A 15,864-nucleotide genomic window follows, 5' to 3' on the forward strand; every position below is an offset into this window, starting at 1 on the left:
CCCCCTCGGCCAAACCCGCATCCATGACGCTCGACGACATCAAACCCGTAATCGAAGACGCCTGGGAACAGCGTTCGGACCTGAAACCGAACCAGCCCGGCGAAATCCCGACCGCCGTCAATTTCGCGCTCGCGCGCCTGGATTCGGGGGAGGCGCGCGTCGCCGAACCGGACGGGCAGGGCGGCTGGACCGTCAATGAGTGGCTGAAAAAAGCCGTGCTGCTCAGCTTCCGCCTTTCGCCGATGCGCGTGATCAATGGCGGCGCGGGCGGCGGCGTCTGGTGGGACAAGGTCCCGTCAAAGTTCGAGACATGGGACGAGGCGCAGTTCAAACACGCCGGCTTCCGCGCCGTGCCGGGCGCCATCGTGCGCCGCGGCGCGCATATCGCGCCGAACTGCGTGCTGATGCCCAGCTTCGTGAATATCGGCGCCTATGTGGATGAGGGCGCGATGATCGACACCTGGGCCAGCGTCGGCTCCTGCGCCCAGATCGGCAAAGGCGTGCACCTGTCCGGCGGGGCCGGCATTGGCGGCGTGCTGGAGCCGCTGCAGGCCTCCCCCACGATTATCGAGGACAATGTCTTCATTGGCGCCCGCTCCGAAGTCGCCGAGGGCGTGATCGTCCGCAAGGGCGCGGTGCTCTCCATGGGCGTGTTCATCAGCGCCTCCACGAAGATCGTCGACCGCGAGTCCGGCGAGATCTATCGCGGCGAGGTGCCGGAATATTCCGTCGTCGTGCCGGGCAGCCTGCCGGGCAAGGATGGCGGCCCCTCGCTCTCCTGCGCGGTTATCGTCAAGCGCGCCGACGAACAGACCCGCGCCAAGACTTCCGTGAACGAGCTGCTGCGCTCTTAGTCGTAAGGCGTGCCGTCCTTGCGCGTGTAGCCGCCTGTGCCGCTATAGCGGCCGGGTTTGAACTTCATGTCGATGTCGGAATATTCGCCGTGATCGCTGTCATCGCGTGATCCAACGATCAGCAGGACGGCGTCGCGGTCCGACAGGTTCTTCAGGACATGGCCGTTCCGGACGCCCCCCGCCCATCCCGCGCAGTCGCCGGCTTTCAGAACCTGCTCGCCGTCATCCTCGACCAGCGTCACCTCGCCCTCCAGCACGTAGGCGAACTCGTCTTCCTTCGCGTGCCAGTGGCGCTGGCTGGACCATACGCCGGGTTTCAGCGTGACCAGATTCACCCCGAACTGGGTCAGGTCCGCCGCCGCGCCCAGCCGCACCCCTTCCCGCCCCAGGCAGGGTTCGTTGAAGGGCGCGGGATAGGTGGAGCCGCCGCCCGCGGGCGCTTTATCCAGGTCGATTTTGGGCATGAAGTCGCTCCCTTGCCGGCGAAAACCGCGATATGCACTGCAACAACGCGCCCGCATCATTTGAAACGCGGGGCGCGGGACGCCTATACCAGAGCCCGTGACCGATATGACACCCGAAATTCGCGACGCCCTCAAATCCGCTCTCGGCCCGAAAGGCTGGACGGAGGACCCGTCAGAGATCGCCCCCTATATCGAGGACTGGCGCGGCCGCTATCAGGGCGAAACCCCGATCATGCTGACCCCCGGCTCGACCGATGAGGTCGCGGCGGCTGTGAAGATCTGCGCGGAAAGCGGCGTCGCCATCACCCCGCAGGGCGGCAATACCGGCCTTGTCGGCGGCTCCACGCCCAAAGGGGAAGTTCTGCTGTCCCTGCGCCGCATGAACGCCATCCGCGAAACCGACCCGCTGAACGACGCCATCACGGTGGAGGCCGGCTGCGTGCTGACCGCCGTGCAGGACGCCGCCGAAGAGGCGGACCGGCTGTTCCCACTGAGCCTGGGGGCGGAGGGCACGGCGACCATTGGCGGGCTGATTTCCACAAACGCGGGCGGCGTCGCCGTGCTGCGCTACGGCATGATGCGCGATCTGGTGCTGGGGATAGAGGCGGTGCTGCCCGACGGGCGCATCTGGAACGGCCTGCGCGCCCTGCGCAAGGACAATACCGGCTATGACCTGAAGCAGCTTTTCATCGGGGCGGAGGGCACGCTGGGCGTGGTTACCGCCGCCACACTGAAAGTCTATCCGCGCCCCGCAGCCCGCGCCGTCGCCTTTGCGGGCGTGGGAAGCATAGGGGACGCGGTGAAGCTGCTGGGCATGGCCAAGAAGGCCTCGGGCGGCGCGGTGACGGGTTTCGAGCTGGTTCCCCGCAACGGCGTGGAGCTGGTGCTTCAGAAGATCGACGGAACGCGCGACCCCTTAAGCGAGCCTCATCCCTGGTATTGCCTTGTCGAGATGAGCTTCGGCCGCAAGGAAGGCGCGGAAGAAACCATGGAGGCGGCGCTGGCCGAGGCGTTCGAGGCGGGCGTGGTGCAGGACGCCGCCATCGCCAAGAACGAGACCGAAGCGCAGGATTTCTGGCGCATCCGCGAAACCCTGCCCGAGGCCGAGAAGGTGGAGGGCGGCTCCATCAAGCACGACATTTCCTCCGCCGTCTCCCTGATGCCGGAGCTTTATGAGCGCGCCGCCGAAAAGGTGAGGGCGGTCACGCCGGACGCCCGCCTGATCGTGTTCGGCCATGTCGGCGACGGCAACTTGCACTTCAATGTCCGCCCGCCGGAGGGCGAGGACGACAGGGCCTTCTTCGAGGAATATGGCGAGACGGTCCGCGCCGCCGTGCATGAGGCGGTGGGCGAGCTGAACGGCTCCATCTCCGCAGAGCATGGCATCGGCGTGATGAAGCGGGACGAGCTGCCCGCGCGCAAATCGCCGGTGGAGATGGACATGCTGCGCGCCGTGAAACGGTCTCTGGACCCGAAGAACATCATGAATCCGCGCGTCATGCTGACCGATTAGGCAGTCCGGTTTCACAATTCCCGCGCCCGCCCTATCTGCATGGGTGTTCAGAATCGGTCCGCAGATTGTAAGAAAAGACGCATGATCATTCTTCTCTCCCCCGCCAAGTCGCTCGATTTCTCCGCCCATGGCCTGAAAGTGAAGGCTTCGAAGCCGCCCTTTCCCGACCGCACGGCGCAAATCGCCAAGGCGGCGTCGAAGCTGACGCGCCCGAAGATCAAGAAGCTGATGAACCTGTCGGACGATCTGGCCGACCTGAACTATCAGCGTTTCCAGAGTTTCGAGGCGGACCGCGACGCCAACGCCCCCGCCGCCCTGACCTTCGCGGGCGACGTCTATCGCGGCCTCGATGCGCGGTCGCTGAACGCGGACGACATGACATGGGCGCAGGACCATGTGCGCATCCTGTCGGGACTCTACGGCCTGCTGCGTCCGCTGGACGGCATTCAGCCCTACCGGCTGGAAATGGGCACGAAGCTGAAAATCGGCCGCAAGGCCAATCTCTATGAGTTCTGGGGCGCCGATATCGCCGAGGCGGTGAACGAGGCCGCCAAAGACGATGTGATCGTGAACCTCGCCTCCAACGAATATTTCAAATCGGTGGACCGCAAGGCGTTGAAGGGCCGGGTCATCACGCCGGTCTTCAAGGAAATCACGGACAAGGGCGAACCCCGCGTCATGGCGTTCTACGCCAAGTATGCGCGCGGGGCGATGACCCGCTGGATCATCGAAAACCGTATCGACGACACGGCCTCCCTGACCAATTTCAAGGGCGAGGGCTACGCCTATGACAAGGCGCTCTCCAGCGATGACGAATGGGTGTTCACCCGGCCCAAGCCCGCGCCGAAGAACGGCTAGGGTTGCAAGGCCCGCCCGCGCTCCACACAGTCTTCAGGCGGAATACCCGGCAAGCCGATCGCCAGATCGGCGCGGGCAGTGCGATAGCGCGCGGTCCGCACGTCTTCTTCCCAGCGAATCTGGCCGGAATTGCGCAACGCCTGCTTCGCTTCCTCTTCCAGCCGCGCCGCCAGGGCGTCCGTCTCGCTGACGCCCGCGCCAAGCCATTTCTCCACTTCGCCGCGTTCGCGCGCGGCGATCATCAAGCCGGCGCAGTAATACAGGTCATCGGCGGCGGTGCGGCTGGGCGGTTTTTCGACCAGCCTGCCGTTCTCGTCGACCGCCGGGCCGCAAGCGGTCAGCAGGGCGAGGGCGGCCAGAAACGCTGTGCTCCATAATCTCATGGCAAATTCCTGCGGCGTCTTGAACCGCGGCGGTTTCGCATGGCGGCAATCTCGGTCATAGAGTAAGCCGCGCCGCACGGTTCAGGAATAACAAGGAGGCACACCGCCCATGTCAGCGTCCAGAAGTCTCGACGGCCAGACGGCCCTGATCACCGGATCGACCAGCGGTATCGGCCTCCAGTTCGCGAAAGGCCTCGCCGAGTCGGGCGCGAACATTGTCCTGAACGGCCTTGGCGATGAAGCGGAAATCGAGAAGACGCGCGCGGAGCTTGCCAGCGAATGCGGCGTCGAGGTCCGCTATCACCCGGCCAATATGCTCGAGCCGGACGAGATCGCCTACATGGTGGCGTTCGCGAAATCGGAATTCGGGCGGCTGGACATCCTCGTCTGCAATGCCGGCATCCAGCATGTCGAGAAGATCGAGGATTTTCCGAAGGAGAAATGGGACGCGATCATCGCGATCAATCTTTCCTCCGCCTTCCACGCCATCAAGCACGCCATGCCTGTAATGAAGGCGCAGGGCCGGGGCCGGATCGTGAACCTGGCCAGCGTGCACGGCCTGATCTCCTCGCCTTTCAAGTCCGCCTATGTCGCCGCCAAGCACGGCATGGTCGGCCTGACCAAGACCGTGGCGCAGGAAGGCGGGGAGTTCGGGGTCACCTGCAACGCCATCTGCCCTGGCTATGTGAAGACGCCGCTGGTCGAGGCGCAGATCCCGGACCAGGCCAAAAGCCGGGGGATCAGCGAGGAAGAGGTCGTCGAGAAAGTCTTCCTCGCCGACACCTTCACCAAGAAATTCACCGACTATGACCAGCTGGTCGGCCTGTTGCGCTATCTCGTCTCGGATGCGGGCGCGTCCACCACCGGCGTGGCGATTCCCGTCGATGGCGGCTGGCTGACGCACTAGGCCGGTGGCGGCGAACGGCCCCAGACCCGTCTGCCTCGCCCTTCAGGGCGGCGGGGCGCACGGGGCTTTCACCTGGGGCGTTCTGGACAAGCTGGCAGAGGATGGCCGCCTTGGCGTCACCGCCATGTCTGCGACCAGCGCCGGCGCGGTCAATGCGGCGGCCTGGGCCAGCGGCTATCACGCCGACGGGGCGGAGGGCGCGCGGGAGCGTATGCGCCGCGTCTGGGGGCAGATCGCCAGCACTTCCAACGTCTTCGCCCCCAACACCATGGGCGGGCCGTTCCAGCGCATGATGTTTGGCTGGATGGACGCTTTCACGCGCCTGACCAGCCCGTACAATCTCAACCCGCTGGGCCTGAATCCGCTGCGCGACATTCTGGAGGAAACGCTGGACGTGGAGGGCGCGCGGGCCTGCGCGGATCTGAAACTCTTCATCGCCGCCACCAATGTCAGCACGGGCAAGGCGCGCATCTTCCGCAAGGACGAACTGACGGTGGACGCCATCCTCGCCTCCGCCTGCCTGCCCTTCCTGTTTCAGGCGGTGGAGATTGACGGGGAGCATTACTGGGATGGCGGCTATACGGCGAACCCGGCGCTGTGGCCGTTCTTCTACGAAGACACGCCCAGCGACATCGTCATCGTCCATATCAACCCGATGAACCGGAATGAGGGACCGCCCACCACCGCCGCCGACATCGTCAACCGCGTCAACGAGATCACCTTCAACACCTCGCTTCAGGCGGAGCTGCGCGCCATAGATTTCGTGAAGAAGCTGCGCCGGGAGAAATGGCTCTCCGGCGACGTGGATAAGCGCTATCGCGACATGCGCATCCATTCCATCCGCGCGGATGCGGCGCTGTCCGGCCTCGGCGCGGACACCAAGTACCGCACCGACCGCGGCTTTATCGAGGATCTGTTCGCCCGCGGCCGCGACACCGCCGCGCACTGGCTGGACGAGTGTTTCGACCGTATCGGCAAGGAATCCAGCATCGATATCCGCTCCGAATATCTCGACCGCTGAACGCGGGCTTTCAGAAATCCTCCATGTCCGGAATGCGTCCGAAGGCGATCTTGGCGCCGGCATAGCCGCCCGGCGGCTTGGCGCGCGGGCCGACGCTGAGCACGCAGCTCTCGTACCGCTTGTTCAGCTTGTCCATCGCCCCGGTCGCCGCCTCCCAGCGATGCCGCCGGCTGCGCGCCTCCGGCGGTTCGAACAGGTTTTCAATCCGCGCGTCGGCCGGGATGATCCGGTGCAGCATGACATGCACCTTCTTGATCCGCCGCGTCCGGTGCGGTCCCAGCGCCTCGGCGAACAGCCCGTCCAGCGCCCGCAACACGCTGTGATCGTCGGAGGCGGCGTCGAAATGCGCGTCCGCGCCCCAGCGTCCGGCTTCCTCGTCCTCCCATGTCAGGGACAGGCTCAGGGAGCGGGCGTAATAGCCCGCCCGGCGCATCCGCCGCGCCGCCTTGGCCGCCAGCAGCCGCGCGCAGGCCCGCGCCCGGCCCGGCCCGCGCCAGTCGGGCGTCAGGATGCGGCCATGGCCGAACATCATGCGCTGGGTATCGGGAATTTCCACGTCGAACCCGCGCAGCTGCGCCCAGAAGCGTTCGCCGTTCACCGATCCCCACAGCGCCCGCGCATGCTTGGGCGAGAGGTTCCAGAGCGCCTCCACGCTGTCCACGCCGGCCGCCAGAAGCCGGCGCTGCATGCTTTTCGCGATCCCCGGAAGATCGGTCAGCTGCAGCGAGAATAACGGCCCCGGCAGATCCTGCGCCCGCAATATGACCAGACCGTCCGGTTTGTTCATCTCCGCGGCCACTTTCGCCAGGAACTGATTGGTGGAGAACCCGATGGAGCAAGTGACCGCCGGGCCGATATCGGCGGCCAGCCGCGCCTTCAGCGTGGCGGCCAGCCGTTCCGGCTCCCGCCGCTCCCAGCCCAGCAACGCGCACTCCACCTCGTCCACCGACCACACTTTCCGGATCGGCAGGATGGCGCCCACGCTGGCCAGAATGGCGTTGTGAACCACCACATAGCGGTCATGCCGCGCCGTGCGCAGCGCGATCCCGGGGCAGAGCTGGCGCGCCTCCCGCACGGAAACGCCGCGCGTGGCGCCCGCCGCCTTCGCCTCCTTGCTGGCCGCGATCAGGCTGGTGCCGTCCGTATCCAGCGGGATCACGCCCACGGGGCGCCCGCGCAGGGCCGGATCGTCCTGCTGTTCGACGCTCGCAAAGAAGCTGTCGAAATCCATGTAGAGCCGTTCAAGCTGATCGGGCAGGCGCATGACAAATCCTCCGTCATGCAGAACAAAACAGGAACGAAAATGAGTCAAGCGATATGCGCCTTCCCGCTTGGACGCGGGGCGGCGGACGGGCTATATCTCGGGGGAAATCCAATCCATCCTTTGTTCGGGGGCTCTCATGGCCGCGATTTACGCCATCCTTCTCTTTGTTGCCGTTTTCGCCGTTCTCAACGTGATCCAGTCCGGCCGCATCGACTGATCGAACGGCGTTCGCCGGCATGTCTCTTCCCATCCTTTTCGCGCTGTTGCTGGGCGGTTTCGTCCTACTTCTGGTCACGGCGGACTACCTGATCCGCGGCGCCGCGGCGCTGGCCCGGAAATGGGGCGTGCCCAAACTGCTGGTCGGTCTGACCATTGTCGCCTTCGGCACCTCGGCGCCGGAGCTGGCGGTCAGCGTGGACGCGGTGCTGGAGGGACAGCCGGACGTCGCGCTCGCCAACATCATCGGCTCCAACATCGCCAATGTCCTGCTGATCCTGGGCGTGCCGGCGCTGATTTTCGGGGCCATCGGCGTCACCACGCCGGGCCTGCGGCGCAACGCCATCGTGGCTTTCGCCGCCACCGTTCTGCTGATCGGGCTCAGCTGGGACGGGCTGGTTATTCTCCGGGACGGGCTGATCCTGCTCGCCGTGCTGATCCTGTATCTGCTGTGGCTCTATCGCGACGCCCGCAAGCCGGAAATCGCCGACCCGCAGATCGCGGAACTGACCGATTTCGAGGAAATGGAGGCGATGCCCCATTCCTGGCTGCGCATTGCCGGGATGATCCTGATCGGCGTTATCGGCCTGCCGCTGGGCGGGGTGATGATCGTGAAGGGCGGCATGGGCGTGGCTTATGCGGCAGGTGTTCCGCCCGCCGTTGTCGGCCTGACCCTGTTCGCGCTCGGCACCTCCCTGCCGGAGCTGGCGGCCAGCGTCATCAGCGCCGCGCGCGGCCATGCGGAAGTCGCCATCGGCAATGTCCTCGGCTCCAATTTGTTCAATATTCTGGCGGTCGGCGGGATCGCCTCGATGGTCGGCGATATCCCCGTGACCCAGCAATTCTTCGCCGTGGAGTTCTGGCTGATGCTGGGGACCACCGGACTTCTGGCGTTACTGATCTTCATGCGCACCAAGCTCAACCGCTTTATCGGTTTTGCCATGCTGGCCGGCTATGCGGGCTATATCTACTGGCTGGCCCGCTTGACTTTGGGCTGATTTCCGCGCGAAACGGCGCGCTTCGCACATCGTTATCAGCTGTTCGCGCCACCAGCCATGACTCAAAAGCGCATAGAAATCTCAAAGGATTTCAAGTTCGAGGCCGCTCACTATTTCGAGCACAAGCCTGACGGCCATCCTTTCAAGAACCTGCACGGCCATTCCTTCGAAGGCTCGGTGACTCTCTCCGGCCCGCTGAAGGACGATTCCGGCTGGGTGAAGGATTTCTGGAAGATAGAGGAAACCGTCGGCGCCGTGGTCTCGAAGCTCGACCACACCCTTCTCAATGACGTCGAGGGACTGGACCGCGTTTCTCTGGAGGCGCTCGCCGCCTGGATTTTCGACCGTCTGGAGAACGACCTGCCGGGCCTGGTGGCCGTAGAGGTCCGCCGCCCGTCCTGCGGCGAACGGGCGGTCGTCAAAATATGAAAAGAAATTTATGCCTGCTGGACAATTCTTTGTGAGCTAGGTGAGACAGTTTTTCATTATGGTTGCTTAGAGTCTCTAGCATATTGTCGACTAAGCTATCCCAATCATCGGCCTGTGAAGCCTCATCTAAGTCATAAATTAGATTAGATATCGGGATTATCCCCTTGACGCACGTAAGCCGATAGGCTACTTTATGGACATCGGAGGAAACGATGTCCAAGCAACTCACAGTCCGCGAATTCTTCAACCGCTTCCCGAATGACGAAGTCTGCCTCGAGCACGTCATGGAAGTCCGGTATGGCCTGCGCCATGAGTGCGGCTCTTGCGGTCAGGACGCCACGTTTCACCGTCTCGCGAAGCGTCCGGCCTACTCGTGCTCCCGCTGCGGCGCGCACGTCTATCCCTGCGCTGGCACGATCTTCGAGAATACGCGGACGCCGCTGCAATCCTGGTTCTACGCGATCTATCTTTTCACGGTCACGCGCCACGGCGTTTCGGGCAAGGAGCTCGAGCGCCAGCTTGGCGTGACTTATAAAACCGCGTGGCGCATGGCGAAACAAATCCGCGAACTCATGACCGCCGCGAACGGCTTTGAAGTCCTGAAAGGCCACGTCGAACTGGACGAAGCGTATGTTGGCGGTCGCCGCCCCGGCAAGCGCGGTCGCGGCGCCGAAGGCAAGACGATTGTCATGGGCCTGAAAGAGCGTGATGGCCGTATGTCCGCCAAGGTCATCCCGAACGTCCGCAAGGACACGCTGCGCGGCGTGGTGCTGGAAAATGTCGAGCCGGGCACCATCGTTTCGACGGACGAACTCATGTCCTACGGATTACTGGACGGCGACGGCTATAAGCACGGCACCGTGAAGCACGGCGCGAAAGAGTGGGCTTATTACGACTATCGGACGGACGCGGTTCACCACGTGAACAACGTTGAAAGCTTCTGGCGTCTGTTCAAGAAGTCCATCGCCTCCACGCACATTCACGTGTCGCCGAAATACATGGACCGCTACCTTGGCGAATTCACGTTCCGCTCGAACCATCGCCAGATGGGGAACGCCATGTTCGACCTTTTGATTGCCGCTCTGTGATCGCGCTTGCGAGGTTGTTTTCAACCTCGTCCGCGTCCGGATGATCAAGGTCAAGCTCCTTCAATCTGGCCTCAGCCTGATCGATAAAGTCTTGTAATCGCCCGTCTTTTACGGCCCTCTCGAGGGTTAACATCTTGTTTTGGCTCCAAGAATCCCTTGACTGCTATACGGAATGATAGCATATAGATGCACGACGGCGCACCCCCGTTGGACCGGGAGGCGCACCGCCGCTCTTACCCCTTGTGGAAGGGGGTAGGGAGTATGTCAGGCGGCCGAAAGGCCGCTATCCGGTAATCTCCGGATGGTTTGCCAAGCCATGCTCTCTCCTTTCTTCTTCTGCCGCGTGAGGCGACGGGGTTCAGCCGACTACTCGAAAGAGTGACCGGCTATCTTTGGATGAGGCCTTATCCTCACCCGATTCAGAGCCGCCTCGTTCGTCGCGGGGCGGCTCTTTCTTTTCGACCAAGGAATACAAAGCATTCTCCCGGTCATGATGGACTTCCTCTCGCTCCACGAGCCGTCGGAGGATGTTATGCAAATACGAGTTGTTGCGCTTAAGCGGGCCTCGGAACTCTGAATCGCGACACAAATGCTCCTTGATGGCGAGAGCCTTGGATGGCCCGGCTTCGGCCAGGTAGGACTTCAAGGCGTCACTGATAGGAGATCCACGCGTGGCGGAGCCTTTCTTCGCCAACGTTTTATAACCTGACGATCCTTTGAATTTCTCAAAGCCTTCCGGTGTGAATATATGGCTGTTGAACCGCACGACGTGCTCGTCCTGTTCAAGCCGCCTCAGCGCGCCATAGAAGGCTTTGGTATTATCTTTCGCGATTTGCTCCTGAAGCGATTCAGGCAGAAGCTCCTTGGCCCGCTCATAAGAAATGCCAGACGGATGATCATCGGCGATTTGTTTAAGAGAGCTCGTCCATATCCCCCTAGGCATTCGCCCCGAAGGCGTCTTTTGAACGGCTTTAGTTTCAGGCTCTTCTTTCAGGGAGGCGGGAGAAGGCTCAAACTCACCCTCAAAAATAAGCTTCGCTCGCTCTATCAACCTATCAACACGCTCTTTCTGTTCGGAGAGTTTATCAATCTCCGAGCCTAGCCGCGCAGAGGCCTCTTCCCACTTGCGGACATCCGCAGACGTGGGAAGGCCCTTAACCAGATCGTCCAAGGTCGAGCTCATACCCCCTCCTTACAATACGATTCTCTCATGCGCAAGGCGCAGGAGTATGAGTGATGTCGCCTTTCGTTTGACACTTGATAGATGAGTCCATCAAACATTATCTAATTCGCATCCACCCAGCAGGCAGGACTTGCTGGCTAAGGGGCCGTTCCGGGAAACTGGGCGGCCTCTTTACTATCTGGGTCCGTATGCGTGTTGCCTGCTATATCGATGGTTTCAATCTCTATCACGCGATAGACGCTCTCAATGATGACCGCTTAAAGTGGACAGACCTGAGAAGCCTCGCGCAATCGTATCTCAGGGATGACGATGAATTGATCCGCACGGTGTTTTTTACCGCATTTAACACTTGGGATCAGGGGAAGCGTGGCAGGCATGTAAACTACACCAATGCCCTCCAGGCGCATGGGGTAGAGTTGGTGCTGTCGCGCTTCGATAAGGTTCAGAAACATTGTCATGATCAGGGCCGCTATTGCCCGCTGCGCGAAGAAAAGCAGACGGATGTAGCGATAGCGGTGGAAGTGCTTTCCGACTGCTATGAGTTGGGCACAGAGCGCATTGTCCTGATCACCTCAGACAGCGATCAGATTCCTATGGTGAAGCGTGTTCGCTCCACATTTCCCGAAACGGTCGTTTATTTGGTTGCTCCGCCCAAGCGTCTGTCTGTCGCGAGAGAGTTAAGCGCAGAGTGTAGCGGCAAAACTGAGCTTACCGCAGGGCGGCTACGGCAACATCCCTTGCCGGCAACCATTAGAAACGGAAAGGGGAAGGTTATTGCCGCTCGCCCTGCCGTCTATGGCGGACACAGGGCTTAACGCCCTACCTGCGTCAAGGGTATAATCCCGTTAGATATTGCCTCACACGCTTCTGCCGTGTGAACAAAGGATCCAATTCTCCATTGCTTCTCGATTTCTTTCTTTGCCTCTCTAGACCTATCTTGAAAATATTTTTGCTGTGATTCTTCAATTCCAAGTCCTTTAATTTCCCGTTCTATATAATAATCAAACTCTTCAAATAGCGTGTTTATTGCATTAAAAATATTTACGTAATTCTCAAACCGTTTAGACCACCATTTTTCCTTTTTAAATCCGCGCAGCCCAAGTGTATGTCCAACATAAGCACTTAGTAGTGCTATAGTTAGGGCGCTTAAGAAGCTTAAAAATATAAATAAATTTTCCATTACACTTGCGGCGCGTCTTCCCAGCGGCCGCCGGCCTCGGCATATTCCTGCGTGCCTTCCTGATAGACCGTGTCGCCGTCCCGCGTCTTGCTGGCCGGGATGTCTTCCATCTGCTTGATGCGCTCATAGATCGGCGCGAAGTCCTGCCCCGTGGTCTCGTCCAGCAATTGCTTGAACGAATCGATCACGAAATAGGTCTGCTGGAAGTCGTCATAGCGGTATTCCGTCTTCATGATGCGCGGAATGTCGAACGCGATGCGGTTCGGGCTGCGCGCCTCCAGAGAGAAGACGGATTCGGCGTAGGAAGAGACGATGCCCGCGCCATAGATCTTCATGTCGCCCGGCTTGCCGATCAGGCCGAACTCCACCGTGTACCAGTAGAGCCGCGTGATATTCTCCAGCGTGCCGAACTCCATGGCGCGCAGGCCGCCGCGGCCATAGGCGGCCATGTAGTCGCCGAACTCCGGCAGGGCCAGCAGCGGCGCATGGCCGAACACGTCATGGAAGATGTCCGGCTCCTGCAGATAATCCATCTCTTCCGGCTTGCGGATGAAACGGCCCACGGGGAAGCGGCGATTGGCCAGGTGGGTGAAGAAGGGCTCGTCCGGAATCAGGCCGGGCACCGGCACCAGGTTCCACCCGGTCAGCGCCTCCAGCTTGGGGTTCAGCTCCCGGAAATCAGGGATGCCGCCCTTGTCGATGCCAAGCTGTTTCAGCCCGTCATAGAACTCGTCGCAGGCGCGGCCGCCCAGCATGCCGGTCTGGCGCTTGTAGAGCTTCTCCCACATCTCGTGCTCGCCGGACGTGTACTCGTCCCAGCACTGATCGATGGAATAGTCGTCATTGACCTTTCCCTGCTCGACCTGGCGCTGGACGACGGGATCGGATGTCGGAACGCGGAGTTCAACCATGCGGGATCTCCTTTAAAGGGCGTGAAAATTCTTATCGGCGCGAATCTACGCGGCATGTATGGACGATAAAAGGCCGCGCGGGCAGCTTTCGCCTGCGCTTGAACCGCGCGGCGCAAGCCCGTAAGCACGCTTCTTTCGCGCATTCTTGTCAGGAACAACACCTCGCCCATGGCTCAAGTTTCCATCCAGATACAGGCGCTGAAGATTGTCGCCTCCATTGGCGTCTGGGCGCGGGAGCGCACGACCCCCCAGCCGATAGAGATCGACATCACCGCCTGGCTGAACGCCACGCCGCAGCATGACAAGCTGGAAGAGACCGCCAGCTATGACGATATCGCCAAGGCCGCGCAGATGGTGGCCGACCGCCGCCATCACGACCTGATAGAGACGCTGGCCGTGGATATCTGCAAGGAAGTCGTGGCGATGGGGCCGGTGGAGAGCGCCGAAGTGCGCGTCACCAAGATCCCGCAGACCGTCAACGCCGAAGCCCTGACGGCGACCGCCAAGCTCTAGACGCTGCGGGCCGCCTAATAGGGTTCGACCTTCTTGAGGTCCAGCGTGTAGGCCGCATCCCCGGTGTCATTGAGATTCTTCTCGGTCGTCAGGCGCCCCTCCACCCAGACCGGGGACCAGATATTTTCCACCGTCACCGGCTTTTTCGTCTTCACATAGACGATCTGGTTGGGCGGCGGCGGCGGGGAATGGATGCAGGCGCCGAAATAGGGGACCAGCAGGAACTCGCTGTACTCGTTGCCAGAATCGAAATCGAACGGCACGACATAGCCGGGCAGCCTGATATCCGCGCCGTCCAGCGCCTCGACCGTATTGAAGGTCCCGATCTGCTCCATCTGGTCCAGATCGCTGCCTTCCGCGACCATGTCGGGCGTCGTCTGGGACAGGGGCCGGGAACTGGCGCGCATCTGGCGCTCAAGCTCGGCCATGTAATCGGCGTACATTTCGTCCAGCTTTTCAAACTCGCCCTCCGGCATCAGATCGTCCCAGGTCATTTCCTGCGGCGCTGCGGCCGCGATGAGCGGAATGAGGAAGATCGCGAAGGCAAAAATACGGATTCGGGCAAGGGGGCCGGGCATCGCCATCATTCCACCTCCAGGACGGGCCTGGCCGGCGTCAGTTCTCCAACCGACGTGGATGCGCCGAGAAAGATTACCGTGATTTCCTGAAAGCCCTCAAAGCGGTCGAACAGGCGCGTTCCGGCGCTGCGGATACGGTCTGCCTTGTCGCAAGCGAACACGTAGCGGGCGACGATTTCGGCATGGCCGCCGTGGTGCTCGTGATCGCCGTGTTCGTCTCCGGCGTGAGGCGATTCATATCCGGGCGTGTCCAGGGTCACGTCGGACAGGGCGCAGCGCGCGCCCTCGAACGTGAACAGGTCGTCCTGGCGGAGCGCCGCCAGCGCATTTTCATACGCCGACTTTTGCGCTTCGGTGCGCGGTTCGTGCTCAAACCCGACCAGGTTCGCCAGCGGCGTATGCAATTCGGCCTGCACCTGGCCGTCTTCAACGGCAAAGCTCAGCTCGGCGACGCCATGCTCATGGGCCGATCCCTGAAACGCGGCAGCGTCTGCGGTCAGGGCTGACGGGGCTATGGTCGCCGCCGCCATGAAAATTGCGCATAGCCGCCCTCTCGAAATTGGCGAACTGGTCATTGGTCCTTCCCGTCCCCGGCGCCGCTGGCCGTAGCGTTGTTACAAACGACATGTTAGGTGATATGTTATAAAGTAACATTAAAAATCCGGTCAATCGTCCATGTCCGTCCTTTCCGCTTTCGCCGCAGCCTGTTTTGCTGCGGCGCTGATCGGCGCGCTGCTCCGCTTGCCGCGTCCGCTATCCGCCGCGCTGTCCGGTTATTCAGCCAGCATTACCGGCGCGATTCTGATCTTCATCGCGCTCGGCCACCTGGCGCCGGAGGCGGCGCGGATGACCCGGACGGCGATGCTGGCTGTCGCGCTCGGGGTTGGCGTCGGATTCCTTGTTGACCGGCTGGCGAGCCGGACATTCGGCGGCAACCGCGCGGGCTGGACTGTCCTTGCCGGTCTGGCCTTGCATAGCGTTGTCGATGGCCTGGTATTCACCGCCTCGATGCACGCCCACGCGGCGGCCGGTCTTGGCGCGGCCCTTGGCATTGTAATTCACAAGGTTCCGGCCGCCTTTATCGTAACCAGTCTCGCGCGCGCGTCTGGCGCCGGCCCGGTTTTCGCCGCGACATGCAGCATCCTTGTAATCGGGGGCGTGTCCGCGCTTGCCGCCTTCAGCGCCCCCTGGGTCATGGCTGATCTGCAAGCGAATGATCTCGGGCTGGTTCTGGGGGGCTCGGCCGGTCTGCTGGTTTATTCGGGGGCGGCGATGACATGGCGGGAGACCCGCCGCTTCACGCCGGGGCGCGGCGTCGCGTTCGGCGCGACCTGTCTCCTGATGCTGGCGGCGACCCTGGTCCTGCCGGACGTCCACTCGCACGCCGGTCACCAGCAAGCGCACACAGGCGCGGCGTGCCCCGAACGGCCCGGGGTGCCGTCGCCGGGACCGGCCGACTGTCCCGCTTTCGCAAAGCGGCCGGGCGCGGCCGCGCCTTGAGCTG

19 protein-coding genes are annotated in these 15,864 nt (G+C 62.1%); 11 read left to right on the plus strand and 8 right to left on the minus strand.

The genetic code is table 11. The features are described from left to right. The first annotated feature begins 23 nt into the window (after positions 1-23). Positions 24-854 (plus strand): 2,3,4,5-tetrahydropyridine-2,6-dicarboxylate N-succinyltransferase, encoded by an 831-nt coding sequence (dapD, locus tag L338_RS06660; RefSeq protein WP_022697591.1) that lies wholly within the window; start codon positions 24-26, stop codon positions 852-854. Here the strand turns inward: dapD and L338_RS06665 are convergent. Continuing rightward, positions 851-1,318, minus strand: coding sequence for a cupin domain-containing protein (locus tag L338_RS06665; RefSeq protein ID WP_022697592.1), 468 nt, complete (start codon positions 1,316-1,318; stop codon positions 851-853). The two genes, dapD and L338_RS06665, sit on opposite strands and share 4 nt — an antisense overlap. Before the next feature lie 106 nt (positions 1,319-1,424). Between L338_RS06665 and L338_RS06670 the strand changes: the two genes are divergently transcribed. Both L338_RS06670 and yaaA read left to right on the plus strand, forming a co-directional pair. Next, positions 1,425-2,831 carry an FAD-binding oxidoreductase gene (locus L338_RS06670; protein WP_022697593.1) on the plus strand — a complete coding sequence of 469 codons (1,407 nt, stop codon included), beginning with the start codon at positions 1,425-1,427 and terminating at the stop codon, positions 2,829-2,831. A gap of 81 nt (positions 2,832-2,912) precedes the next feature. Then, positions 2,913-3,689 carry a peroxide stress protein YaaA gene (yaaA, locus tag L338_RS06675; protein WP_022697594.1) on the plus strand — a complete coding sequence of 259 codons (777 nt, stop codon included), beginning with the start codon at positions 2,913-2,915 and terminating at the stop codon, positions 3,687-3,689. On the opposite strand, the gene L338_RS06680 is transcribed toward yaaA, so the two are convergent. Next, a complete protein-coding gene (locus L338_RS06680) occupies positions 3,686-4,072 on the minus strand; it encodes a hypothetical protein (protein WP_022697595.1) in 387 nt (128 codons plus the stop codon). The genes yaaA and L338_RS06680 overlap by 4 nt on opposite strands. A 109-nt stretch (positions 4,073-4,181) precedes the next feature. Here L338_RS06680 and L338_RS06685 point away from each other — a divergent pair, with 109 nt between their 5' ends. Both L338_RS06685 and L338_RS06690 read left to right on the plus strand, forming a co-directional pair. Then, complete coding sequence (locus L338_RS06685) at positions 4,182-4,979, plus strand: 3-hydroxybutyrate dehydrogenase (RefSeq protein ID WP_022697596.1); 798 nt, start codon at positions 4,182-4,184, stop codon at positions 4,977-4,979. Between the two features lie 4 nt (positions 4,980-4,983). Then, positions 4,984-6,000: a patatin-like phospholipase family protein gene (locus L338_RS06690; protein ID WP_022697597.1), complete on the plus strand. Its 1,017-nt coding sequence runs from the start codon at positions 4,984-4,986 to the stop codon at positions 5,998-6,000. 10 nt (positions 6,001-6,010) lie between these two features. Here the strand turns inward: L338_RS06690 and L338_RS06695 are convergent, their stop codons facing one another. Beyond that, complete coding sequence (locus L338_RS06695) at positions 6,011-7,264, minus strand: Y-family DNA polymerase (RefSeq protein ID WP_022697598.1); 1,254 nt, start codon at positions 7,262-7,264, stop codon at positions 6,011-6,013. Between the two features lie 236 nt (positions 7,265-7,500). Here L338_RS06695 and L338_RS06700 point away from each other — a divergent pair, with 236 nt between their 5' ends. The 3 genes from L338_RS06700 to L338_RS06710 all read left to right on the plus strand — a co-directional run bounded on the left by L338_RS06700 (position 7,501) and on the right by L338_RS06710 (position 9,995). Then, positions 7,501-8,478 (plus strand): calcium/sodium antiporter, encoded by a 978-nt coding sequence (locus L338_RS06700; RefSeq protein ID WP_022697599.1) that lies wholly within the window; start codon positions 7,501-7,503, stop codon positions 8,476-8,478. 57 nt (positions 8,479-8,535) lie between these two features. Continuing rightward, positions 8,536-8,907 (plus strand): 6-pyruvoyl trahydropterin synthase family protein, encoded by a 372-nt coding sequence (locus L338_RS06705; protein WP_022697600.1) that lies wholly within the window; start codon positions 8,536-8,538, stop codon positions 8,905-8,907. 212 nt (positions 8,908-9,119) lie between these two features. Further along, complete coding sequence (locus L338_RS06710) at positions 9,120-9,995, plus strand: IS1595 family transposase (RefSeq protein ID WP_022697601.1); 876 nt, start codon at positions 9,120-9,122, stop codon at positions 9,993-9,995. A 358-nt stretch (positions 9,996-10,353) separates the two neighbouring features. Here the strand turns inward: L338_RS06710 and L338_RS06715 are convergent, their stop codons facing one another. Then, complete coding sequence (locus tag L338_RS06715; protein ID WP_152485835.1) at positions 10,354-11,166, minus strand: hypothetical protein; 813 nt, start codon at positions 11,164-11,166, stop codon at positions 10,354-10,356. 200 nt (positions 11,167-11,366) lie between these two features. Between L338_RS06715 and L338_RS06720 the strand changes: the two genes are divergently transcribed. Continuing rightward, on the plus strand, positions 11,367-11,993 hold the full coding sequence (locus L338_RS06720) for an NYN domain-containing protein (protein WP_022697603.1): 627 nt from the start codon (positions 11,367-11,369) through the stop codon (positions 11,991-11,993). Here the strand turns inward: L338_RS06720 and L338_RS17330 are convergent. Both L338_RS17330 and phhA read right to left on the minus strand, forming a co-directional pair. Further along, the gene (locus tag L338_RS17330) at positions 11,990-12,358 is read right to left on the minus strand and encodes a hypothetical protein (RefSeq protein WP_152485836.1); all 369 of its coding nucleotides are present in this window, start codon (positions 12,356-12,358) and stop codon (positions 11,990-11,992) included. The two genes, L338_RS06720 and L338_RS17330, sit on opposite strands and share 4 nt — an antisense overlap. After that, positions 12,358-13,269: a phenylalanine 4-monooxygenase gene (phhA, locus tag L338_RS06725; RefSeq protein WP_022697604.1), complete on the minus strand. Its 912-nt coding sequence runs from the start codon at positions 13,267-13,269 to the stop codon at positions 12,358-12,360. Before phhA ends, L338_RS17330 begins: the two co-directional genes overlap by 1 nt. A gap of 168 nt (positions 13,270-13,437) precedes the next feature. Between phhA and L338_RS16445 the strand changes: the two genes are divergently transcribed. Continuing rightward, positions 13,438-13,782, plus strand: a complete 345-nt coding sequence (locus tag L338_RS16445; protein ID WP_022697605.1) for a dihydroneopterin aldolase — start codon at positions 13,438-13,440, stop codon at positions 13,780-13,782. 14 nt (positions 13,783-13,796) lie between these two features. Here the strand turns inward: L338_RS16445 and L338_RS06735 are convergent, their stop codons facing one another. Continuing rightward, positions 13,797-14,369, minus strand: a complete 573-nt coding sequence (locus L338_RS06735) for a DUF3299 domain-containing protein (protein WP_022697606.1) — start codon at positions 14,367-14,369, stop codon at positions 13,797-13,799. After that, positions 14,366-14,935 carry a ZrgA family zinc uptake protein gene (locus tag L338_RS06740; protein ID WP_081639510.1) on the minus strand — a complete coding sequence of 190 codons (570 nt, stop codon included), beginning with the start codon at positions 14,933-14,935 and terminating at the stop codon, positions 14,366-14,368. The genes L338_RS06735 and L338_RS06740 overlap by 4 nt, the downstream gene beginning before the upstream one ends. 100 nt (positions 14,936-15,035) lie before the next feature. Between L338_RS06740 and L338_RS16450 the strand changes: the two genes are divergently transcribed. After that, the gene (locus tag L338_RS16450; protein WP_022697608.1) at positions 15,036-15,860 is read left to right on the plus strand and encodes a ZIP family metal transporter; all 825 of its coding nucleotides are present in this window, start codon (positions 15,036-15,038) and stop codon (positions 15,858-15,860) included. Positions 15,861-15,864 lie beyond the last annotated feature (4 nt).

The organism is Euryhalocaulis caribicus, assembly GCF_000412185.1.
GTDB lineage: Bacteria > Pseudomonadota > Alphaproteobacteria > Caulobacterales > Maricaulaceae > Euryhalocaulis > Euryhalocaulis caribicus.